The sequence below is a fragment of the Actinomycetospora sp. 2LY8.5 genome, from assembly GCF_057180585.1.
This window is the reverse complement of the sequence record NZ_JBXUHE010000041.1, coordinates 15,237-36,546: the sequence shown is the minus strand read 5'-3', so window position 1 is coordinate 36,546 and position 21,310 is coordinate 15,237. Positions and strand designations below refer to the sequence as shown.

The following is a 21,310-nucleotide window of genomic DNA, read 5'->3' as shown; positions in this document are numbered from 1 at the left end:
CGACGGCGCGCCGCGCCGTCAGCCGCCGGAAACGCTCACCGAGGAGCACCTCTATGGAGATCAACTGCGTCTTCGCGCCCGCGATCGACACACCCGACCACATCGTCCTGGCCGAAGAGCTCGGCTACCAGCGCGCCTGGGTCTACGACGTGCCGGTGTCCTACGCCGACACCGGCGTGACGCTGGGACTCGCCGCGACCCGCACGTCCACCATCCGACTCGGCGTCTCGGTGTTCACCGAGCACTTGCGCCACATCACGACCAACGCCGGCCTCATCGCGCACCTGGCGACACTGGCACCCGGGCGCTTCGACGCCGGGGTCGGCGCCGGGTTCACCAGCTCCACCTACCTCGGCCGCAGGGGCTCGAAGTGGGCGAACGTCGAGGCGTATGTCGAGGGCCTGCGTACCCTGCTCGCCGGCGGCGAGGTCGAGCGCGACGGCACCGTTCTGAGTCTGATGCACATGCCCGCTTCCGGCATCAGCCTTCCGGTCGAGGTCGACTTCTGGGTTGCCGCACACGGCCCCAAGGGCTTCGCCACCGCGGGTCGGCTCGGTGCCGGTGTGGTCACCAACCCGACGCACGGCGACGAGCCCGTGCCTTTCGACGGGCAGTGCCAGCTCACCTACTACGGCACCGTCCTCGAGGACGACGAACCCATCGACTCTCCGCGTGCGATCGAAGCCGCCGGACCCGGCGCCGGGCTCGCCCTGCACATGGGCCAGTGGGGGCCGCTGGCCGGCATGCCCGAGGCCGAGGGCTACCAGGCAGCGATCGCCGAGGTCGACGAGCGCCACCGTCACCTGGAACTCTTCCGCGGTCACCTCATGGAGCCCAGCGCCCTGGACCGTCGATTCCTCACCGCTGACGTGATCCGCCGCGGAACCCTCACCGGCACCCGCGACGAGATTGCCGCCCAGCTGCAGCGCCTGGCCGACGCCGGCGCCAACGCCGTGCTCTACCAGCCGGCGGGCCCAGACATCCCGCGCGAGCTCGCCACCTTCCTCGAGGTCGCCGAGCAGTTCCGCGACACCCCCAGCCCGTCCACCGCGAACATCACTGCTTCTCCCGCCTCGGAGGTCCAGCATGCGTAGGGTCGTCACCGGTCACGATGCCCAGGGACGCGCAGTCGTCATCCACGACGGCACCCCGCCGCGAACCCACGACTTCGCCTCGTTCCCCGGGTTCCGCTCGTCGCTGACGTGGGCCACCGAGCCCGACGTCCCCGCCAGCCGCGTGGGCGAGGACCCCACCGGCAAGGTCGAGAGCTTCCTGCCGCGACCGGGCGGAACCCGGTTGATCGTGCTCACGCTGCCGCCCGACGCCACCATGGCCTCGCCGGAGTTCGACGGGGCCGCCTACGGCGCCGAGCAGCTCACCCACTCGCCGGGCCTGGCCGAGACCTTCGAGGTGACCGGCATGCACACCACCCCCACCGTCGACTACACGATCGTGCTCGACGGGGAGGTGTGGCTCGAGCTCGACGACGGCGAGCTGACCCATCTGCAGACCGGCGACGTGGTCGTGCAGAACGCCACCCGCCACGGCTGGCGCAACCGCTCGGACAAGCCGGTCACCCTCGCTGCCGTCCTCATCGGCGCTCAGACCGAGCAGGGAGCCTGACATGCCGTTCTTCACCCGCGTCGGAGACGTCCCCCGCAAGCGCCACACCGTGTTCCGCCAGCCCGACGGCTCCCTGTACTGGGAGGAGCTCATCGGGGAGGAGGGCTTCGTCGGCGACACCTCGCTGCTCTACCACCGCAACCCGCCGTCGGCGTTGACCGCGATCGAGGCCGTGGACGGTCCCGACGAGACCCTCGTCCCCAATGACCCGATGGTGCCCATGCACCTGGCTCTGCACGAACTGCCGGCCAAGGGCGACGCGGTGCTCGACCGGGTCCTGCTGCTGGGCAACGACGACGTCAAGATCAGCTACGCGGTAGCGACGCAGGACAGCACGCTCTACAAGAACAGCGTCGGCGACGAGCTCGCCTACGTCGAGAGCGGGCACGGCGCCCTCGAGTCGACCTTCGGGCGCCTCGAGATCACCGAGGGCGACTACATCATCGTGCCGACCTCGATCATCCACCGCTGGACCGCAGCCGAGGGCTCCGAGCTGCGGCTGCTGTTCGTCCAGGCCACCGGCCACATCGACCCGCCACCGCGCTACCTCTCGGCGCGTGGTCAGTTCGTCGAGGGCACGCCCTACTGCGAGCTCGACATCCGCCGCCCGACCGAGCTGGTGGAGGGAGAGGGCACCGACGTGCCCGTGGTGGTGCGCACCCGTACCGGGCTGACTCGCAACACCCACAAGCACCACCCGTTCGACGTGGTCGGGTGGCACGGCGGGATGTACCCCTGGGCGCTCAACATCAAGGACTTCGAACCCGTCACCGGGAGCCTGCACCAGCCTCCGCCCATGCATCAGACCTTCGAGGCGCCGGGGTTCGTGATGTGCAACTTCGTGCCGCGGCTGCTGGACTACCACCCCGACGCGGTGCCGATCCCGCCGTTCCACTCCAACGTCGACTCCGACGAGGTGCTGTTCTACGCGGGTGGCGCCGCGAACACTCGCCGCGGCACCGGCGTGGGGGTCGGCTCGGTGACCGTGCATCCGGCCGGTTTCATCCACGGCCCGCACCCGGGCAACGTCGAGCGCGCGCTCGGCGCGCAGCGCGCCGCCGAGTACCAGGTCATGGTCGACACCCACCGGCCGCTGCTGGTCGGAGCCGCCGGCCGCCAGTGCACCGACGCCGACTACCCGTTCACCTGGGCAACCCTGGAAGAGACCAGCGGTGCGTGAGCTGATGCCCGCGGCGATGCAGGACCAGATGGGCGGTGACGTCTACTCCGGCATCGCCCGGGCGTCAGGCCGGCTATGGTGCGGGCGCGAACGTGCCCGAGCCGGCGAGGTCGCGGACACCGCGATGCTGTACTGCCACCCGAGCTCGAACTTCGTCGGGCACTATGCGCTGGATGCCACCGCCGCGCTCGGCATCGACGCCATCGGCGCAGTCACCCGCTACGCCGGCAACGACACCCAGGTGGTGCTCGAGAACTGCGTGGCCGACCTCGGATCGATGATCCGGCACCTGCGCGACGTCGAGGGCTACCGCCGGGTCGTCCTCGTCGGCAACTCGGGAGGCGGCGGCCTCGCGGCCTTCTACCAGGCCCAGGCCGAGAAGCCCACCGTGACCGATGCGCCGGGAGGCGGCGGCACCGACCTCACCCGCGCCGACCTCCCGCCCGCCGACGCCCTGGTCCTGCTCAACGCCCACGCCGGCCGCGCCGACTTGCTGCGGGGCTGGCTCGATCCGGCCATCCTCGACGAGGACGACCCCTTCGGCCGGGACCCCGAGCTCGACCTGTTCGCCGAGCGCGCCCTGCCGCTGGACCGGGGCTGGGTCGCGACCTACCGCCAGGTGCAGGCGGCACGCATGGCGCGCATCACCGCGTGGGCGAAGGACCAGTTGCGCGAGCTCGGCGATCGCTACGGGGACGCCGTGCCCGACCTGCCGTTCCGGGTGCACGGGACCTGCGCCGATCCACGCTTCGTCGACACCACCCTCGACCCCTCCGACCGCGAGCCCGGCACGCTCTGGGGCGACCCGCAGTCGGCCAACCTGAGACCGGTCACCCTCGGCAGCTTCACCACCCTGCGGTCATGGCTGTCGCAGTGGAGCGTCGCCGACACCAACGCCCACGGCCCGACCTGCCTCGAGAGCGTCTCGGTTCCTGTCCTCGTCGCCTACGGCACCGGCGACAGGGGCTGCTTCCCCTCCATGGCCACCGCGCTCTACGAAGCCGTCCGGCACCCGGAGAAGAAGCTGCTCCCGATCCCCGGCGCGGGGCACTACTTCGAGGGCCCGGCCCATCTGCTCACCGAAACGCTTGCCCAGGTGGCCGACTGGTTGCGGTGATCCGCTGTCGCCCTGCCGGAGACCGCACTCCGGCCGACGCCCCCGGCGTCGACCACGTCCGCGGCACCGACAAGCGCTGCCGAGCTCGACCCATCTGTGCCCGGGCCTTCGGGCCGGTGGGCCGACTGCTCAGCCCGACCTGCCGCCGGGCTGCCGCATGAGGTCCCTCGCGATGGCGACGTACTGGTCGGCGATCTCCTCGGGGCTGTACGTGCCTTCGGGTCGCCACCAGGTCGGCAGGGCCGTGCACATGGTGACGATTGCCCGCGCGCGTTCGTGGGCGATCTCGGGGCGGAACAGTCCGAGCTCGACGGCGTCGTCGACCTCCGTGTCGACCAGCCGTTGCTGTCGGGTCCGGAGGTTCGCGATCTTGCGGGAGTTCTCCGGGTCCAGGCTCCGCTTCTCCGTGGCACCCACGAACCCGAGCACGGCACGATGCGTGTGGAACAGCGCGAGGTGCTCCACCTGCAGGCTGAAGCGCTCGACCGGATCGGCGCCCTCCGCGCGGGCCGCCTCGGCACGCTCCAACAGATCGGCCATCGTGTACTCGAGGATGGCCATGAGCATCTGCTGCTTGCCGGCGTAGTAGTGGTAGATCCCGGAGACGGACAGGCTCGCCCGACCGGCGATCTCACGGACGGTCGCTCCGTGGTAGCCGATGTGCACGAACTCGTCGAGGGCCGCGCGGAGCACGATGTCGAACTGAAGAGGCTCGTAGACGCGCCACTCGAGCGTCGGACCCGACCGCTCGGCCGGGGCGTCGTGCGGGCCGAGGACACCGTCCCGACCCGGCGCTCCGGTCTCGAGCACGGACGACGGCGAGGGGTCCGTGTCGAGGACGTCCTGAACCGTCACACCGAGCGAGTCGGCGATCTCTCCGAGGCGACCGAGGGTGAGCGGGGTCCGCCCGAGCTCGATCTGGCTCAGAGTCGCCGGGCTGACCTCGATCGCGCGAGCAAGGGTGCGCAGACTGATCCCGTGACGCGTCCGGACGGCCCGGACCTGCGCCCCGGTCAGCTCGTCGACGACACGGCGCCGCCGGTCGATACTCATCGACCACTCCCTCGGTGTGTTTAGTGTGAATGTACGCCCTTGATTGCCGCTCGCTGTGACCTGCCCATTTGACACGGATGGTTGTGTTCTGCACCATACCTAAACATCAACCGAACGAGCGCTCAAACGCTCGCCGTCAGCGTTCAGTGACGAAGGAGACGGTATGTCCGACGTGCCCACGATGCGCGAACTGCTCGGCGACAACCCGCCCCAGAACTGGGGGAAGTGGGGGGACGACGACGAGGTCGGCTCGCTGAACTACCTCGATGCTGCCCAGGTGTTGCGGGGCGTGGCGAGCGTGAAGGACGGGCAGGTGTTCACGTTGCAGTGCCCGATGGGTCACCCGCACGGTGACCCGGTCTTTCCCGGGCGCGAGGGCATCAAGCGCGAGATGGTCTGGGACCAGGAGCTCTTCGACTCCGGTAACGGCCCGAGCTTCCCGGGGGGTCTGCGGGCCTCGGACGACAAGGCCGAGATCTTCCTGCAGGGCTCGTCGCAGTACGACGCGCTCGGGCACGCCTGGTACGACGACCTGATCTGGAACGGGCGTTCGGCCGACACCACCAACGGTGGTGGCATGAGCTGGGCGTCGGTGCTGCCGATCGCGAACCGCGGGATCGTCGGTCGGGGTGTGCTCATCGACATGGCGCGTCATCGGGGCAAGGACTGGCTGGACAAGGGGGAGACGTTCACCCACCACGATCTGCTGGACGCGGCGAAGGCGCAGGGCGTCACGATCGAGGATCGCGACATCCTGCTGGTGCGTACCGGGTTCCTGAAGTACTTCTACGCGACGCCCGCGGACGAGTTCTACGAGGGTTTCGTCGAGCCCGGCCTGACCTACTCCCGTGAGCTGGTGGAGTGGTTCCAGCACAAGGAGATCCCCAACCTGGTCACCGACACGATCGCCAACGAGGTGACCTCGGATCCCGAGTCCGGGGTGCTGCTGCCGTTGCACGCGTCGTTGCTGCGCAATCTGGGTGTGAGCCTCGCGGAGATCATCTGGCTGGACGACCTCGCCGAGGCGTGCGCGGCCGACGGTCGCTGGGACTTCCTCTACACCGCCGCGCCGCTGAAGATCCACGAGGCGACCGGCGCGCCGGTCAACCCGGTCGTCATCCGCTGAGGGAGCGCTCGTGAGCGTCTACGACGACAAGCCCTGGACAAGGCGCTACGACCCGGGACAGCCAGCGGAGATCGACCCCGAGTTCGGCGACGCGCTGTCGCTGTTCAAGGCGACCGTGGCCCGTACTCCCGACACCGACGCCATCCGCTACTTCGACGGGAGGATCACCTTCGATCGGCTCGACCGCCTCAGCGACGCCTTCGCGGCCGGGCTCGCGGCCGAAGGATTCGCGGCCGGGGAGCGGGTGGCGATCTTCGCCCAGAACGTGCCGCAGTTCGTCATCGCCCAGATCGGGACCTGGAAGGCCGGCGGCATCGCCGTGTCGATCAATCCCATGAACAAGCAGCGAGAGCTCGCCGAGCTCCTCGGTGACTCGGGCGCGACCGTGCTCGTCTGCCTGCAGTCGCTGTACCGCGACGTCGCGGCCGCGGTACTGCCAGGAACGGCCGTGCGGACAGTGCTGACCACGTCGGAACTGGACCTGCACCGCCGGCACGACGCCGGGGTGTTCGCCGGGGTCGAGCGCATCGAGTGTCCCGGCACGCTCGACCTGCTGTCGTTCCTGGAGCAGTACGAGGGTGTCGCGCCTCCGGCGGTCGACCTGAGCCCGGACGACGTCGCGTTCCTGACCTACACCTCGGGGACGACCGGTCCGCCCAAGGGCGCGATGACCACCCATCGCAACGTGGTCTTCAACGCCCACACCTACCGCGACTGGATCGGCCTGTCCGGCGACGACGTCGTGCTCGGGATCGCGCCTCTGTTCCACATCACCGGCCTGGTGGGACACATCGCGATCTCACTGCTCACCGGGGCACCGCTGGTGCTCATGTACCGGCTCGATCCGGCGCTCACCCTGGACACCGCCGAGGCCGAGGGAGCGACCTTCACCGTCGGGTCGATCACCGTGTTCATCGCGTTGATGAACGCGCCCAACGCCGACAAGTCGAAGCTCTCGACCCTGACCAAGGTCTACTCCGGAGGGGCGCCGATCCCGCCGAGCTCGGTGCAGGCGTTCCAGGACGCGTTCGGGCACTACATCCACAACATCTACGGGCTCACCGAGACGACCTCTCCGTCGCACGCGGTGCCCTTCCACGCCGAGGCACCCGTCGACACGGCGTCCGGTGCCCTGTCGGTCGGGGTGCCCGTCTACAGCACCGTGGTGCGCATCGTCGACGAGGACGGAGCGGACCTCCCACCCGGCGAGATCGGCGAGCTGGTCACCGCCGGACCCCAGGTCGTAGCGGGCTACTGGAACAAGCCCGAGGAGACCGCGAAGGCCCTGCCCGGCGGTGTGCTGCACACCGGCGACGTCGGCTACATGGACGACCAGGGCTGGTTCTACATCGTCGATCGCAAGAAGGACCAGATCAACGCCGGGGGCTACAAGATCTGGCCCCGCGAGGTCGAGGACGCGCTCTACGAGCACCCCGCGGTGCGTGAGGCCGCAGTGGTCGGTGTCCCCGACGAGTACCGCGGCGAGACCGTCAAGGCCTTCGTCTCGCTCAAGGGCGGTGCCGAGGCCACCCCCGAGGAGATCATCGCGTTCGCCAAGGAACGCATGGCCGCCTACAAGTACCCGCGCTCGGTGGAGATCCTCGACGAGATCCCCAAGACCGTCAGCGGGAAGGTCCTGCGCCGCGAGCTGCGGCCGAAGAGCTGACGCCGGCGGGGCCGGTCGCCCCCGTCGTCGTCACCCGACCGGGTGCCGGCCTCGACGCCGTCGAGGCCGGCACCCCTCCACCACCTCGTCGCCGGCGGACCGACCACGGTCCGCCGTCGGGCCGGCGCGCGCCCGCGCGACGAGGGTCCTCACGCGCGCGAGACGCACGAGGGAGTGCATCGATGTCCAACACCGTCCTCATCGCCGGCGCCAGCGGGCTGGTCGGCGCCGCCACCGTCGACCGGTTCCTCGACGACGGCTGGAACGTCGTCGCGGTGTCCCGGCGCAAGCCCGAGACCTTCAGCGACAGGCCGTTCCGCCACCTTCCGCTGGACCTGCGCGACCGGGACGCCACCCGGACCGGTGTCCAGGACCTCGGCGAGGTGACGCACGTGGTGTACACCGCCGTGTTCGAGAAGCCTGGCCTGATCGCCGGCTGGACCGAACTGGACCAGATGGACACCAACGACGCGATGCTGCGCAACCTCCTCGACCCGCTCGCCGAGGTCGCCGAGCTGCAGCACGTCACCACCCTGCAGGGCACCAAGGCCTACGGCATCCACCTGCACCCGATGCGGGTTCCGGCACGCGAGCGCTTCCCTCGCGACGACCACGCGAACTTCTACTGGCTCCAGGAGGACTACCTCACCGCGAAGGCGGCCGAGGCCGGCTTCCGCTACACGATCATGCGTCCGCAGCTGATCGTGGGCCCCAACGTCGGCGTCGTCATGAACCTGCCCCCCGTCATCGGGGTCTACGCCGCCATCTGCAAGGAGGAGGGCAAGCCCTTCTCGTTCCCGGGAGGCCCCTCCTACGTCTGGGAGGCGGTCGACACCCGCCTGGTCGCCAACGCCATCCGTTGGGCCGCCGAGGAACCGGCCGCCCACGGACAACACTTCAACCTCACCAACGGCGAGGTGTTCCAGTGGCGTGACCTCTGGCCGGCACTGGCCGAGGTGCTCGGCGTCGAGGTCGGCCCGGACGAGCCGGTGTCCCTCGGCGCGTACCTCCCGAAGAAGGCCGACGTCTGGGACAAGATCGTCGCCAAGCACGGGCTCCAGCCCCTGGGCGTGGAGGAGATCCTCGGCGAGTCGCACCACTACGCCGACTTCTGCATGGCGTACGGGATGGACGAGCCGCCGCCACCGGCGTTCGTGTCGACGGTCAAGATCAAGCAGGCCGGCTTCACCGAGGTTCACGACACCGAGGAGACCTTCCGGCACTGGCTGAAGGTGCTCCAGGACCGGCGGGTCCTGCCGCCCGCTCACGCGTGACCCGGCGGGCCGGTGCGCGACCCGCACCGGCCCGTCACCCACTCCTCCACACCGACGGAGGTCCACCTTGCCGATCACCCTGGACCACGACCCGCCCGTCGTCGCCCTCGCCGAACGCACCGCCTCCTTCGTCCGGGAGGCCGTCCTGCCGATGGAACGCGAGCACCACGCCGTCCTGCGCACCGAGGACCAGCGCAGGTACCTGCAGGGACTCGCTCGCGAGGCCGGGGTGTTCGCACCCCACGCGAGCCCGGAGTGGGGCGGCCACGGGCTCGACATGCGCGGGCGCGCATCGGTGTTCGAGGAGGCCGGCTACGCGCTGCTCGGCCCGCTCGCACTGAACATCGCCGCGCCCGACGAGGGCAACGTCCACATGCTCGAGGCCATCGCCACCGACGACCAGAAGCACCGCTACCTCGCGCCCCTGGCCGCCGGCGAGATCCGGTCGGCGTTCGCCATGACCGAACCCGCCCCCGGGGCGGGGTCGGACGCCTCGGCCCTGGCGACCACCGCGACCCGCACGTCGGGTGGCTGGCACCTGGACGGGCGCAAGTGGTTCGCCACCGGTGCCGACGGCGCCGGGTTCGTGATCTGCATGGCCCGCACCTCCGGAGCACCCGGGGACACCGGTGGCGCGACCATGTTCCTCGTCGATGCCGACAACCCGGGGATGAAGCTCGTCCGCCACATCGACACTCTCGACCAGTCCCTCTACGGCGGGCACCTCGAGGTGCAGTTCGACCGCTGCGTGGTGCCGGACGAGGCCGTCCTCGGCGCCGTGGACGAAGGCTTCCGGTACGCCCAGGTCCGGCTCGGACCGGCACGGATGACCCACTGCATGCGCTGGCTCGGCATCGCCCGTCACGCCCAGGACGTCGCCGCCGCCCACGCCAACGACCGCGAGGCCTTCGGCTCGCGTCTCGCCGACCTGGGACAGGTGCAGGCGATGCTGGCCGACAACGCCATCGACATCGCCGCGGCCCGCGGCCTGGTGCTGCAGGCCTGCTGGGAGCTCGACCAGGGCCACTCCGCCTCGGAGTCCACGTCCATCGCCAAGACCTTCACCTCGGAAGCCGTCTGGCGGGTCGTCGACCGATCGCTGCAGATCTGCGGCTCGACGGGGATCTCCGAGGACCTCCCCCTGGCCCGGTTCCTCCGGGAGGTCCGCGCCTTCCGCATCTACGACGGACCGTCGGAGACACATCGCTGGTCGATCGCGCGCCGGGTCACCCGCCGAGCCGCCCGGGACCGCGCATGACCGGCGCCGTCCTCGTCTCGGGCGGCGTCGGCGAAGGGTCGGGCGAAGCCGAGCAGCCCGGAGTCGCGGGGGCGCCGAAGCCGTGGGCCATCACGACGCAGGGTCGTCCGCCGGGTCCGGCGAGGGCGTCGTCGTCGAGGGGGCCGTGGCGGAGGCGTTCGACGTCGCGCTCGTCGGGTCCTGCGGGATTTCGACACGCGCGTGCGTTCTCACGATGATCGTCCGTGTCCGGACGTGACACGGGACGCACGTTCGTCCACGAGACGCCGACGGCGCCGGGCTTCGCCCTACCCGAAAGGGTAGGTGGCGGTTGCGGTCGAGATGAGAGCGTGGTGCTCGTCACTCGGTCGACGACAGGGGCTGCCGATGACGGTCGCGCAACGGCGCGCGGTGCCGCAGGAGGCCTCGGTCCGCTTCCGCGCGCCGACCCATGTCCACAACGTGATCGAGCGCTGTCGCCTGCTCGACCTGATGCAGGATAACGGCGTCAGGCGCCTGACGGTCATCCACGCGCCGGCGGGGTACGGGAAGACGACCCTGGCGGTGCAATGGCTCGACCGGCTCCAGGCTCGAGGCTCGGTGGTCGCCTGGCTCGGGCTGCACCGGGACGACAACGGGTCGCATTGGTTCCTGTCCCACCTGCTCGAGGCGGTGCGGCGTGCGCTGCCGGCCGAAGAAGAGGCGATCCGCGACCTGATCGAACTGATCGAGCAGAACGCCGAGGACATGCAGGGTTACACGCTCTCGGCGTTGCTGGAGCGGATCGCCGCCCATGACCGGCCGATCGTGCTGGCCTTGGACGACTGGCACCTCGTCGACGACGCCGACGTTCATCGTGCGCTGCTGCACCTGCTCGACTTCGCACCGCCCAACCTGGCCATCGTGCTGACCAGCCGGCGTCGCCCGGAGCTGCCGATGAGCCGGTTACGGGTGCGTGGCCAACTTGTCGAGCTCGACGCGGATGTCCTGCGATTCGACCTTCCCGAGACTCGTGAGTTCCTCGTCGACCTCAACGGGCTGCACCTCAACGGCGACGACGTCGCTCGACTCTCCAAGGGCACCGACGGTTGGGTCGCCGCACTGCAGCTCGTGTCGCTCTCCCTCCGTGCGGCCGCCGACCCTGCGGAGCTGATCCGTGGCTTCTCGGGGCGCCACCACTCGGTCGGTGAGTACCTCGCCGAGAACGTCCTCGACGCCCTTCCTCCGGAGATCCTCGACTTCTTGCTGACGACGTCGGTCGCCGACCGCCTGTGTGGTGATCTGGCGGGTGCGCTCACCGACCGGGCCGACGGACAGGCGATGCTCGAGGAGCTCGAGCGCCGCGACCTGTTTCTGCGGCCCCTCGACACCGAGCGCGAGTGGTTCCGTTATCACCACCTGTTCGCCGACCACCTGCGGCGTCGTCTGGCCCGCGACCAGCCCCACCGGGTCGCATCCCTGCACGCGCGCGCCTCGGAGTGGTTCGCCGATCACGGACTCGTCTCCGAGGCGGTGTCGCACGCACTGGCCGGCGACGACGTGACGCGGGCGACCGATCTCGTCGAACTGCACGCGATGCCGCTGGTCGAGCACAGCCGCATGGTGAGCCTGCTCGGCTTGATCGGGCGGTTGCCGGCCACCGCGGCCGACGGTCGGCCCGCCCTCCTGATGGCCGTTGCCTGGGCGAACTGTCTGCTCCAGCGCACGCACGAGGCGCAGGTGGCGCTCGACCTGTTGCGCCCGGCGCTACCGCCTGGTGACGGCCACGAGCAGCTGCACAACGAGGCCGACGTCGTGCAGGCCTGCATCGACATCTACTGCGACCGGACCGATCGCGCCGAGTCGCTCGTGCAGCGCAGCTTGGAGCACGCCCCCAGCTTCCGTCCGTGGGTGGTCGCCGTCGCGGCCAACATCCAGACCTTCTGCGACATCTACGCCTTGCGCCACCAGGCCGCGCGAGAGCGCCAGCGGTGGGCGCGGCCGTTCCACGATCGCACGACGGGGCCGTTCGCCGGGGTGTACGGGCGCTGCTTCGCCGGGGTGGCCGCGTTCGCGGAGCTGGACGTGTGCAGCGCGCAGGAGCACTTCGAGGACGCGGTCGAGCTGGCCCGGACCTCCGCTGGACGCCGTTCGCACGCCGCGCAGCTCGCGGGCGCGTTGCTCGGCGAGCTGAGTCATGCGCGCGGTGAGATCGACGTGGCCGAGCGGTTGCTCGCCGAGAGCGGGGAGCTCGGCGCCGAGAGCGGCGTCGTGGACTTCATGGTGGCGAGCTACGCGCTGCTCGCACGGATCAAGGCACGCCGTGGCGCGGCGACCGAGGCGGCCGAGCTGCTCGCGGAGGGGCATCGTGTCGCCGAGCGGTTGGGCCTGCCACGGTTGTGTGCGGCGGTCGGGGTCGAGCGGATCGATCAGTTGGTGGCGACCGGCCGTGTGCGCGCGGCACGCCGGGTCGTCCGCGAACTCCCCGAAGGCTCGAGCGCGTGCGGCGGCATCGGCGTCGTCGTCGACCAGCTCCGGACGACGGGGCTGGCCGCCGTGCTTGTCGCCGAGGGCGAGCACGATCGGGCCGCGGCCCTGCTCGAGGGCGTGATCGCAGACGCCGCAGCGCGTGGACAGCGTCGCACCGAGGCGGTGACGACGGTGCGGCTGGCGGCGGTGCAGGAGCAGGCCGCGCGTCGGCTCGCCGCGGAGCGCGCGCTCGCCGCCGTGGTCGGCCCGGTGCTCGACGCCGGCGCGCCGCAACTGATCCTCGACGGAGGGCCGCCGGTCCGGGCCGTGGTGGAACGCCTCCTCGCGCGTGCCCGCGGCGGTGCCTGGCCGGTGCCGAGCGAGGAACCGTGTCCGCCGGAGGCACTCGAGGCCCTGCTCGCCACGCTCGATGCGGGCGTCCCCGTGACCGGTGGGCTCGACCTCAGCGGCCGTGAGATCGAGATCCTGGAGATGCTCGCCGTCGGCCGGACCAACCAGCAGGTCGCGCGGGCGCTCGCCGTCACCGTCAACACGGTCAAGTGGTACCTGAAGAACATCTACACCAAGCTCGGTGCCGCGAACCGCACCGAGGCCGTCGCTGTCGCACGACGCGCCGGTGTGGTGTCGGGGTGAGGGTGGACGGGGCGGCGGTCCGACCAGTTCGGTGCCGCCCCGTCGCCGTCCTCAGCGGCGGGCGAAGGCCGGGTAGCCCGCGGCCGCCTCCTCCTCGCACTTCTGACGGTACGTGCCGACTCCGCCGATGTAGGAGAGCAGGCGCCGCGGCTTGCCCGGCACGTTCGAGCCCAGGTACCAGGAGGTGGTCTTCGGCACGATCGTGGCGTTCGCGAGCTCTTCGTGGTGCGCGACCCAGGCGTCCTCGCCTTCGGCGGTGGGCTCGATGGTCGTCTTCCCCGCCGTCCGCAGGTCCATGACGGCGTTCGTGATCCACTCGGTCTGCTGCTGGAGGCAGGTCGTCATGTTGCACAGCGCCGCCGACGGGGCGAGTGGCACGGCCGTGGTCAGCAGGTTCGGGTAGCCGTGCTTGGCCAGGCCCATGGTGGTGCGGATGTCGCGGCCCCACTCGTCGGCCAGGGAGCGGCCGTCGCGCCCGCGGATGTCGATGCGGGTGAGTGCTCCGGTACCGGCGTCGAACCCGGTGGCCAGGATGATGACGTCGAGCTCGTGCAGCGTCCCGTCCTCGAGCTCGATGCCGGTCTCGGTGATCTGCGCGATCGGGTTGTTGCGGACGTTGACCAGCTCGACGTTGTCCTGGTGGTAGACCTCGAGGTACCCGTTCTCCAGCGGGACCCGGTGGGTGCCGAACCCGTAGTCGGTCGGCACCAGGGTGTCGACGAGGTGCGGGTCGTGGCGCAGGCGTTCGCGCATCTTCTTGCGCACGAACTCCGAGACGACCTCGGAGACCTCCTCGGAGAAGAAGATCTCGCCGAAGCCGGCCAGCCAGAGCTTCAGCGACCCGTCCTGGTAGATCTCTTCCAGAATCGCTTCTCGTTGCCCGGGGGTGCAGTCGGCCCAGGCGTGCTCGAAGTCGTACTCGAACCCGGTGAAGGTGTGCGGGATCGTTGCGCGCAGCTCCTCGAAGCGCGCCTTGTAGGCCTTCTTGTCCTCCTCGCTGTAGGTCGGGTTCTTCATCGGCAGCGCGTACTGCGGGGTGCGCGCGAAGACCGTCAGGTGCTCGACCTCGGGAGCGATCGACTGGATGATCTGGATGCCGGTCGCGCCGATCCCGACCACGCCGACGCGCTTGCCGGCCAGATCGAGGCCCTCGGCCGGGTAGGAGGAGCTGAAGACCAGCTCTCCCTGGAAGTCGTCGGTGCCCTGGATGTTCTTCAGCGGCGCCGAGAGCATCCCCGCGCACGAGATGAAGAACTGGGTGTCGACGACGTCGCCCTGGTCGGTGTGCACCAACCATCGACCGCGGTCCTCGTCGTAGTTGGCGACCGTGATCCTCGTGTTGAACTGGATGTCCTCGCGCAGGCCGAGGCGGTCGGTGACGTAGTGCATCCACCGTTCGATCTCCGGTTGACCGGGGAACTTCTGGCTCCACGACCAGTCCTTGTAGAGGCTCTCGTCGAACAGGTACTGGTAGATGTAGCCCTCGGAGTCGAACCGAGCGCCCGGGTAGCGGTTCCACCACCACGTCCCACCGACGTCGCCGGCTGCGTCGAACGCGCGCACGCGCAAGCCCTGCTCCCGCAGCTGGTGGAGCTGGTAGAGCCCGGCGACACCGGCACCGAGGACGACCGCGTCGACCTCCAGGGTCGCTGACGGTTCCGTCGGGTGCTCGGGGGCCGATGCCGTCATCTCCGATGTCCTCTCCTCAGGGGATGCAACTCCGCTCCTGCGAGGTTGCGGGCGCCCGGACCGCAGACGCCCACCCTTTGGGGTAGGAGACGTGGGTCACTTCGGCGGTGTGATCGGGACGGACATCGCGACCGGGGAGGCTCCGTGGGCAGAACGATTGACGGGTCAGGGATGGACAAGGTCCTGTCGGCCGCGGTCGACAGCGGCGGCGTGCCGCATGTAGCGGCGATCGCCGCCGACGCCGACGGCGTCATCTACGAAGGTGCGGCCGGGAGCCGTCTCACCGACTCCGGACCGCAGCCGGTCTCGACATCGACGCACTTCCGCATCATGTCGATGACCAAGATGATCGCGACCGCCGCGGCGCTGCAGCAGGTCGAGCGCGGCGAGCTCGACCTCTCCGCGCCCGTGGCGAGCTACCTGCCCGAGTTCGGCGAGCTCCAGGTGCTTGACGGCTTCGACGGCGACACCCCGATGCTGCGGGCGCCCGCGTCGCAAGCCACGGTCAAGAACCTTCTGACCCACACAGCCGGTCTGTCGTACTGGTTCTTCAACGCAGACATCAAGCGCTACGAGGAAGTCACCGGCACGCCCAATGTCGTGCCCGGTGACCTGGCGGCGTTCAAGGCGCCGCTCGTGGCCGACCCGGGCACGAGGTTCGAGTACGGCATCAACATCGACTGGCTGGGCAAGGTCGTCGAGAAGGTCGCCGGGACGACGCTGGACGTGGTGATCAAGGAGGGGATCACCGGCCCGCTCGGCATGGAAGAGACCATGTTCGCCTTGGACGAGGGCCGCCAGGCCACCAAGACCTCGGTGCACGTCCGCGGTGACGACGGCACGTGGGCCTCCGCGGGCAACATCCTGCCCGACGACCCGCAGTGGTGGGCCGGCGGCCACGGCCTGCACTCGACCCCGCGGGACTACATCCGCTTCGAGCGCGCGCTGCTGCGCGGCGGTGAGCTCGACGGGGTCCGGATCCTCGACCGGGCCACGGTCGACGCGGCGTTCTCCGACCAACTCGACGGGATCACCGTGCCCACCGCGATCCCGACCGCCGACCCGCCCATCACGCAGACCTTCACCGTGGGCGAGGGCCGGACCTGGGGCTACGGCCTCCTGCTCAACACCGTCGACGTCCCCGGCGCGCGCCGCGCCTGGACGGGCGCGTGGGCGGGGCTGTTCAACACGCACTTCTTCGTCGACCGCGCGACGGGCGTGTGCGCGTCGATCTACACCAACTCCCTGCCGTTCGTCGCCGACGAGGCCTGGCAGCTCTACGGCGACTTCGAGGCCGCCCTCTACTCGGCCCTGTGAAGGAGATCCCATGCCCGACACCATGAAGGCACTCGCGATCCTCGGGACCGGCAAGTTCGGGCTGGTCGAACGCGACGTCCCGACCGCCGGCCCGGGGGACGCGGTCGTGAGGACCACCGCCGCGCTGATCTGCACCTCCGACGTGCACACCGTCGCCGGGCTTCTTCCGGTGCCCGAGGGGCGGCTGCTCGGGCACGAGAGCGTCGGCGTCGTGCACGAGGTCGGCGAGGGCGTCACGTCGGTGGCGGTGGGCGACCGGGTCGCGGTCAACGCCGTGACCCCCGACGGGACCTGCGACAACTGCCAGGCCGGCTACAGCTCGCAGTGCGGCGGCCCGCTGGGCGGCTACCGGTTCACCGTCCAGAAGGACGGCAACATGGCCGAGTACTTCCACGTCAACGACGCCGACTACAACCTCGCGCCGATCCCCGAGAGCCTGTCCGATGAGGCCGCGGTCTACGCCTGCGACATGCTCTCGACCGGCATCGTCGGATCCGAGAACGCCAGCATCCCCGTCGGCGGGACGGTCGCCATCTTCGCCCAGGGCGCGGTGGGGCTCTCGGCGACCATCGGGGCCAAGCTGCGCGGTGCCGGGCTGGTCGTCACCGTCGAGGGCATCCCGGGCCGGCAGGAGATGTCGCGACGCTTCGGGGCCGACGTGGTGATCGATCCGGCGTCGGGCAACGTCGCCGAGCAGATCATCGAACTGACCGACGGCGGGGCCGACTCGACGGTCGAGGCCCTCGGCCACCAGGTCACCTTCGAGGCCGCGCTCTACGCCACCCGACCCGGCGGGACCCTGTCCAACGTCGGTTACCACGGCGAGTCCGGCCCGACGGTCACCATGCCACTCGACGCCTGGGGACTCGGCATGGCGGCCAAGAAGATCGTCACCGACCTGTGCCCCGGCGGGCGGCTGCGCATGGAGCGGCTCATGCGCCTCATGGTCAACGGCAAGATCGACCCGACCCCGATGACGACCCACCGCATGGGCATCGACCAGGTCGAGGAGGCGTTCGACATGATGACCCACAAACGCGACGGCATCATCAAGCCGCTGATCACCTTCTGAGGCCTTCTGAGGCACGGAGGATCGTGATCGCACGCCGAGGACCACCCGCGCAGGCTGGGGATCGGGCTCAGGGCGACACTGATGCCCAGCGGCGGGACCGCTCCGACGGCCGCACCCATGAGGTCCCGTGCCCGGTTGTCGGTCACCTCAGGGGGTCACGATGGCGAAGCCGGGGTCGGGTGGGTCGAGGACGCCCAGCAGGGTCGTGAGGCAGTCCTGGTCGCCGTCGATCGCGAGCTGTCCCGACGTGACGAGGTCCGCCGGTGGGGTTCCGCCTAGCAGGGCGAGCAGGCCGGTTCGGCCGACGGTGATGCGGGCATCCGCGCCGTCATGGTTGGCGCCTTCTCCGTGGGTGAGCACGCCGTTGGCCAGACGTGATCGGTAGGCCAGGTCCTTCCCTGCTTCCCCGGCCCCGGTGAGGGTCCAGTCGATGGCGAGCTGGAGGTCCCAGGCTTTCGGTCCGTCGATCTGGATGGCGATGCTGTCGAAGAGTTGGCCGATGGTGAGGGCCGAGATCATGTCAGGCGGGGTGGTCGAGAGCGGGGTGCCGATGCTCGCGACCCGCAGCTCGTAGGCGCCGGTCAGGTAGAAGTTGCGCCAGGTGCCGTTCTCGGACCCGAAGCCGAGCTGTTGGAGGGCGGCGGCCTCCAGCTCGCGGGCGGCGGCGTTGTCAGGGTCGGCGAACACGAGGTGGCCGACGAGCTCGGCGACCCACCGGAAGTCCCCGGCATCGAATCCGCGCCGGCCGGCGGCGAGCACGGCGTCGGGCCCGCCGATGGCCTCGACGTAGCGGCGCCCGGCGGCTTCGGGCGGGTGCTGCCAGAGGTGGGCGGGGTTGCCGTCGAACCACCCCATGTAGCGCTGGTAGATCGCCTTGACGTTGTGGCTGATCGACCCGTAGTAGCCGTGGGTGTTCCAGGCCTTCTCCAGCGCAGGAGGGATCTCCAGGACCTCGGCGATCTCGGGGCCGTTGTAGCCCTTGTTGAGCAGCCGGAGGGTCTGGTCGTGCTGGTAGGCGTAGAGGTCGCGCTGCTCGGAGAGCAGGCCCACGATGCGGTCGCGGTCCCACGTCGGCCAGTGGTGGGACGCGAACTCGACGTCGGTGCGGTCGGCGAACAGGTCGATGGCCTCGGTGAGGTAGTGCGCCCAGGCGTGGGGGTCGCGGACCACCGCGCCGCGGAGGGTGAGCAGGTTGTGCAGGTTGTGGGTGGCGTTCTCGGCCATGCACAGCGCGGAACGTTCGGGGAACAGGAAGTTCATCTCGGCGGGAGCCTCGGTGCCCGGGGTGACCTGGAAGACGATCCGGACGCCGTCGAGGATCTCCTCCTGGCCGGTGTCGGTGACGTCTCTGGTCGGAGGGATCAGGGTGACCGTGCCGGTCGAGTTGGTCATACCCAGCCCGGCGCCCATCTGACCGGCCGCTCCCGGGGCCAGGGCCGCGCCGTACATGTAGGCCGAGCGGCGGGCCATGGCGGCGCCGGCGTAGACGTTCTCGGCGACGGCGTGCTCGAGGAAGCCTCGGGGAGCGAGAATCGGCACACGGCCGCTTGCGACGTCGTCGTCGGTGATCACGCCACGCACGCCGCCGAAGTGGTCGACGTGGCTGTGGGTGTAGATGATGGCGGTGACGGGCCGATCGCCGCGGTGCTCGCGGTAGAGGCCGATGGCGGCGGTCGCCGTCTCCGCCGTCAGCAGGGGATCGATGACGATGATGCCCTTGTCGCCCTCGACGATGGTCATGTTCGACAGGTCCAGTCCGCGGACCTGGTAGATGCCGTCGGTGACCTCGAACAGTCCGTGCACCGAGGTGAGCTGCGCCTGGCGCCAGAGGCTTGGGTTGACGGTGTCCGGGCGCGGGCGGTTGAGGGTCTCGGCCCACGCATCGCTGTCCCAGACGACCCGTCCGTCGGCGGCGTGGACCGTGCTCGGGGAGATCGTTCCGAGAAAGCCTCGTCGCACGTCGTCGAAGTCCGAGGTGTCGGAGAAGGGATAGCGGGACTCCGCGGCGGAGGCCGCGGCGACGATCTCGGGGCGGGCGCTGGGAGCGTCTCGGTCGGCCACGGTGTCCTCGTCCTGTCGCGGATGGTGCCTCGCGTGCCCAGACGCGAGGCATGACGTCCCGCGAGGGTCACGCGGAGGTGGGCGCTGTGCGTCACCCGCAACGGGTGGATCGACTCGCTGGTGGCCGGTCGCCCCCGAGCGGGCCTGCTGCCGCCGTCACGACGCGGCCCCGGCGGGCAGGTCACCTGAGTGGGCGGACCGGCGGTCGCCTCGGTCGGCCCGGCGGTTCGCGTCCAGCCGTCGCAGGATCTGCTCGATGCGCTCCAGCCGACTGCCCTTCGGCCAGAACCACACGACTACTGCCTCACCGGCGGCGGCGCGACACCAGCATGCCGACGACGAACCCGATGACCAGTGTGAGCGTCAGCGCGGCCCACTGGGGCATGACCACCAGCGGGATGAGCAGCCGGATGCCGACCGGGTCCCGGTTCTCCAGAATGAAGACCAGGGCCAGGACGAGCAGCACGCCCCCGACGATCCATCGTGGGTTCAGCCCAGCGGGGCCGCCGCTCGCGCTCGGGGTCTTCCGGGGTGAAGCGTCAGGCATGGCCGGTCTCCTGGTCGATGTGGTCGTCACGGTCACGGTCACGGTCGTGGTCGCCAGTGCCCGTGCGGTCCGCGGTGCGGGCGGACACGGCCCGCCCGTTGCGCCGGGCCCGTTCGGACAGGACGTGGCGGATGACGACCTTGCCGGCGGCGGTCAGGGGGAGAGCGGTCATGGCGCCGAGCAGCCCGGCGGCGGCGCCGCCGATGAGGATGGCGACGAAGGCGCCGACGGGGGAGAGCTCGATGGCTTGGGAGAACACCCGCGGTGCGATGAGGTAGTTCTCGACGCCCTGATAGATCACGAAGTAGATCAGTGTCCCGACCGCGAGGGGGAAGCTGACCGTGAGCGCCGCGGCGACGGCGACGAACGAGGCCAGGGTCGCGCCGATCTGAGGGATGGCGTCGAGGACGGCGACCACGACGGCCAGCAGTGCGGGATAGGGGATGCCGACGAGCAGGAAGAACACGAAGGCGGCGAGCCCGGCGATCCCGGAGACGACCAGCTGGCCGGAGACGTAGCCACCGATGCGGCCCAGCGCGGCCTCGGCGGCGGCGATGCGGTCGTCGCGGGCGAGCAGGCGGTCCATACCGGCCCGGATGCGGGGCATGGCCAGCGAGAAGTAGACGAGCAGCGCGAGCACGGTGACGGTCGCGAACACGCCGCCGAACAGCGTCCCGAGGACGCTGAAGACGGCGGCGGCCCCGGCCGCGACCAGGGCGCCGAGCCCGGACAGCGACTGCTGGAGCTGCTGGTGGCCGCTCGGGTCGGCCAGCGCGGCACCGAGGGTGCTGCCGGGCCCGCCGACGCGCTCGCCGAGGGCGGCGAGGCGGTCCGGCAGCTCCGTGACCAGGTAGCTGATCTCGTTGACGGCCGGGATGATCAGTACCGCGGCCAGTCCTACGAGGACGACCAGCACGAGCAGCACGACGACGACCACGGCCAGGCCGCGCCGCAGCCCGTGGCCCACGAACCACCGGATCCCCGGTTCGATGCCGGTGGCGAGGAAGAAGCCCACGAACACCAGCACGATCGCGCCCCGCGCGACGACGATCGCCGCGGCGAGCCCGAGGACGAGCAGGACGGTCGCGGTGATCGCTGCGTAGTCCTCGAGCGGCATGCGGCGTAGACGGGCCGGCGGTGCCGCCGAGACGTCGGTCATGGTGCTCTCCTCGAGGCCGGCGGCGCAGACGTTCGGGGATGATGCGGTTGGTCGCCCGAAGGACGCTCCCTCCGAATCGGGTGAGGT

16 protein-coding genes are annotated in these 21,310 nt (G+C 70.3%); 11 read left to right on the top strand and 5 right to left on the bottom strand.

Features of this window, described 5'->3' with window-relative positions; translation table 11 throughout:
- Window positions 1-53 precede the first annotated feature (53 nt).
- The 4 genes from AC2A1K_RS29535 to AC2A1K_RS29520 are packed head-to-tail and all read left to right on the top strand — an operon-like array spanning window position 54 to window position 3,920.
- Window positions 54-1,094, top strand: a complete 1,041-nt coding sequence (locus AC2A1K_RS29535; RefSeq protein WP_483899923.1) for an LLM class flavin-dependent oxidoreductase — start codon at window positions 54-56, stop codon at window positions 1,092-1,094.
- Window positions 1,087-1,623, top strand: coding sequence for a cupin domain-containing protein (locus AC2A1K_RS29530; RefSeq protein ID WP_483899922.1), 537 nt, complete (start codon window positions 1,087-1,089; stop codon window positions 1,621-1,623). The genes AC2A1K_RS29535 and AC2A1K_RS29530 overlap by 8 nt, the downstream gene beginning before the upstream one ends.
- A gap of 1 nt (window position 1,624) precedes the next feature.
- Entirely contained in the window at window positions 1,625-2,803 is a 1,179-nt protein-coding gene (locus tag AC2A1K_RS29525; RefSeq protein ID WP_483899921.1) for a homogentisate 1,2-dioxygenase, read from the top strand.
- Window positions 2,796-3,920, top strand: a complete 1,125-nt coding sequence (locus AC2A1K_RS29520) for a hypothetical protein (protein WP_483899920.1) — start codon at window positions 2,796-2,798, stop codon at window positions 3,918-3,920. The genes AC2A1K_RS29525 and AC2A1K_RS29520 overlap by 8 nt, the downstream gene beginning before the upstream one ends.
- A 129-nt stretch (window positions 3,921-4,049) precedes the next feature.
- Here the strand turns inward: AC2A1K_RS29520 and AC2A1K_RS29515 are convergent, their stop codons facing one another.
- On the bottom strand, window positions 4,050-4,973 hold the full coding sequence (locus AC2A1K_RS29515; protein ID WP_483899919.1) for a TetR-type transcription factor C-terminal domain-containing protein: 924 nt from the start codon (window positions 4,971-4,973) through the stop codon (window positions 4,050-4,052).
- A 163-nt stretch (window positions 4,974-5,136) separates the two neighbouring features.
- Here AC2A1K_RS29515 and AC2A1K_RS29510 point away from each other — a divergent pair, with 163 nt between their 5' ends.
- The 5 genes from AC2A1K_RS29510 to AC2A1K_RS29490 all read left to right on the top strand — a co-directional run bounded on the left by AC2A1K_RS29510 (window position 5,137) and on the right by AC2A1K_RS29490 (window position 13,378).
- Window positions 5,137-6,099, top strand: a complete 963-nt coding sequence (locus tag AC2A1K_RS29510; RefSeq protein ID WP_483899918.1) for a cyclase family protein — start codon at window positions 5,137-5,139, stop codon at window positions 6,097-6,099.
- 10 nt (window positions 6,100-6,109) lie between these two features.
- A complete protein-coding gene (locus tag AC2A1K_RS29505) occupies window positions 6,110-7,765 on the top strand; it encodes a class I adenylate-forming enzyme family protein (RefSeq protein ID WP_483899917.1) in 1,656 nt (551 codons plus the stop codon).
- A 182-nt stretch (window positions 7,766-7,947) separates the two neighbouring features.
- Complete coding sequence (locus AC2A1K_RS29500; protein WP_483899916.1) at window positions 7,948-9,039, top strand: SDR family oxidoreductase; 1,092 nt, start codon at window positions 7,948-7,950, stop codon at window positions 9,037-9,039.
- A gap of 67 nt (window positions 9,040-9,106) precedes the next feature.
- Window positions 9,107-10,297, top strand: coding sequence for an acyl-CoA dehydrogenase family protein (locus AC2A1K_RS29495; protein WP_483899915.1), 1,191 nt, complete (start codon window positions 9,107-9,109; stop codon window positions 10,295-10,297).
- 366 nt (window positions 10,298-10,663) lie between these two features.
- A complete protein-coding gene (locus AC2A1K_RS29490) occupies window positions 10,664-13,378 on the top strand; it encodes a helix-turn-helix transcriptional regulator (protein ID WP_483899914.1) in 2,715 nt (904 codons plus the stop codon).
- A 51-nt stretch (window positions 13,379-13,429) separates the two neighbouring features.
- Here AC2A1K_RS29490 and AC2A1K_RS29485 read toward each other — a convergent pair whose 3' ends face one another.
- A complete protein-coding gene (locus AC2A1K_RS29485; RefSeq protein WP_483899913.1) occupies window positions 13,430-15,067 on the bottom strand; it encodes a flavin-containing monooxygenase in 1,638 nt (545 codons plus the stop codon).
- Window positions 15,068-15,211: 144 nt separating this feature from the next.
- On the opposite strand from AC2A1K_RS29485, the gene AC2A1K_RS29480 reads away from it, so the two are divergent.
- Window positions 15,212-16,384: a serine hydrolase domain-containing protein gene (locus AC2A1K_RS29480; protein WP_483899912.1), complete on the top strand. Its 1,173-nt coding sequence runs from the start codon at window positions 15,212-15,214 to the stop codon at window positions 16,382-16,384.
- Between the two features lie 10 nt (window positions 16,385-16,394).
- Complete coding sequence (locus AC2A1K_RS29475; RefSeq protein WP_483899911.1) at window positions 16,395-17,456, top strand: alcohol dehydrogenase catalytic domain-containing protein; 1,062 nt, start codon at window positions 16,395-16,397, stop codon at window positions 17,454-17,456.
- Window positions 17,457-17,603: 147 nt separating this feature from the next.
- Here the strand turns inward: AC2A1K_RS29475 and AC2A1K_RS29470 are convergent, their stop codons facing one another.
- The 3 genes from AC2A1K_RS29470 to AC2A1K_RS29460 all read right to left on the bottom strand — a co-directional run bounded on the left by AC2A1K_RS29470 (window position 17,604) and on the right by AC2A1K_RS29460 (window position 21,223).
- Window positions 17,604-19,517 (bottom strand): alkyl/aryl-sulfatase, encoded by a 1,914-nt coding sequence (locus AC2A1K_RS29470; RefSeq protein ID WP_483899910.1) that lies wholly within the window; start codon window positions 19,515-19,517, stop codon window positions 17,604-17,606.
- A 304-nt stretch (window positions 19,518-19,821) separates the two neighbouring features.
- Entirely contained in the window at window positions 19,822-20,064 is a 243-nt protein-coding gene (locus AC2A1K_RS29465; protein ID WP_483899909.1) for a LapA family protein, read from the bottom strand.
- Complete coding sequence (locus AC2A1K_RS29460; protein ID WP_483899908.1) at window positions 20,057-21,223, bottom strand: AI-2E family transporter; 1,167 nt, start codon at window positions 21,221-21,223, stop codon at window positions 20,057-20,059. The genes AC2A1K_RS29465 and AC2A1K_RS29460 overlap by 8 nt, the downstream gene beginning before the upstream one ends.
- Window positions 21,224-21,310: the final 87 nt, after the last annotated feature.

Coding starts and splice junctions, on each gene's coding strand:
- AC2A1K_RS29535 (WP_483899923.1), top strand. CDS start 54: ATGGAGATCAACTGCGTCTTCGCGCCCGCGATCGACACACCCGACCAC.
- AC2A1K_RS29530 (WP_483899922.1), top strand. CDS start 1,087: ATGCGTAGGGTCGTCACCGGTCACGATGCCCAGGGACGCGCAGTCGTC.
- AC2A1K_RS29525 (WP_483899921.1), top strand. CDS start 1,625: ATGCCGTTCTTCACCCGCGTCGGAGACGTCCCCCGCAAGCGCCACACC.
- AC2A1K_RS29515 (WP_483899919.1), bottom strand. CDS start 4,973: ATGAGTATCGACCGGCGGCGCCGTGTCGTCGACGAGCTGACCGGGGCG.
- AC2A1K_RS29510 (WP_483899918.1), top strand. CDS start 5,137: ATGTCCGACGTGCCCACGATGCGCGAACTGCTCGGCGACAACCCGCCC.
- AC2A1K_RS29500 (WP_483899916.1), top strand. CDS start 7,948: ATGTCCAACACCGTCCTCATCGCCGGCGCCAGCGGGCTGGTCGGCGCC.
- AC2A1K_RS29490 (WP_483899914.1), top strand. CDS start 10,664: ATGACGGTCGCGCAACGGCGCGCGGTGCCGCAGGAGGCCTCGGTCCGC.
- AC2A1K_RS29485 (WP_483899913.1), bottom strand. CDS start 15,067: ATGACGGCATCGGCCCCCGAGCACCCGACGGAACCGTCAGCGACCCTG.
- AC2A1K_RS29475 (WP_483899911.1), top strand. CDS start 16,395: ATGCCCGACACCATGAAGGCACTCGCGATCCTCGGGACCGGCAAGTTC.
- AC2A1K_RS29465 (WP_483899909.1), bottom strand. CDS start 20,064: ATGCCTGACGCTTCACCCCGGAAGACCCCGAGCGCGAGCGGCGGCCCC.
- AC2A1K_RS29460 (WP_483899908.1), bottom strand. CDS start 21,223: ATGACCGACGTCTCGGCGGCACCGCCGGCCCGTCTACGCCGCATGCCG.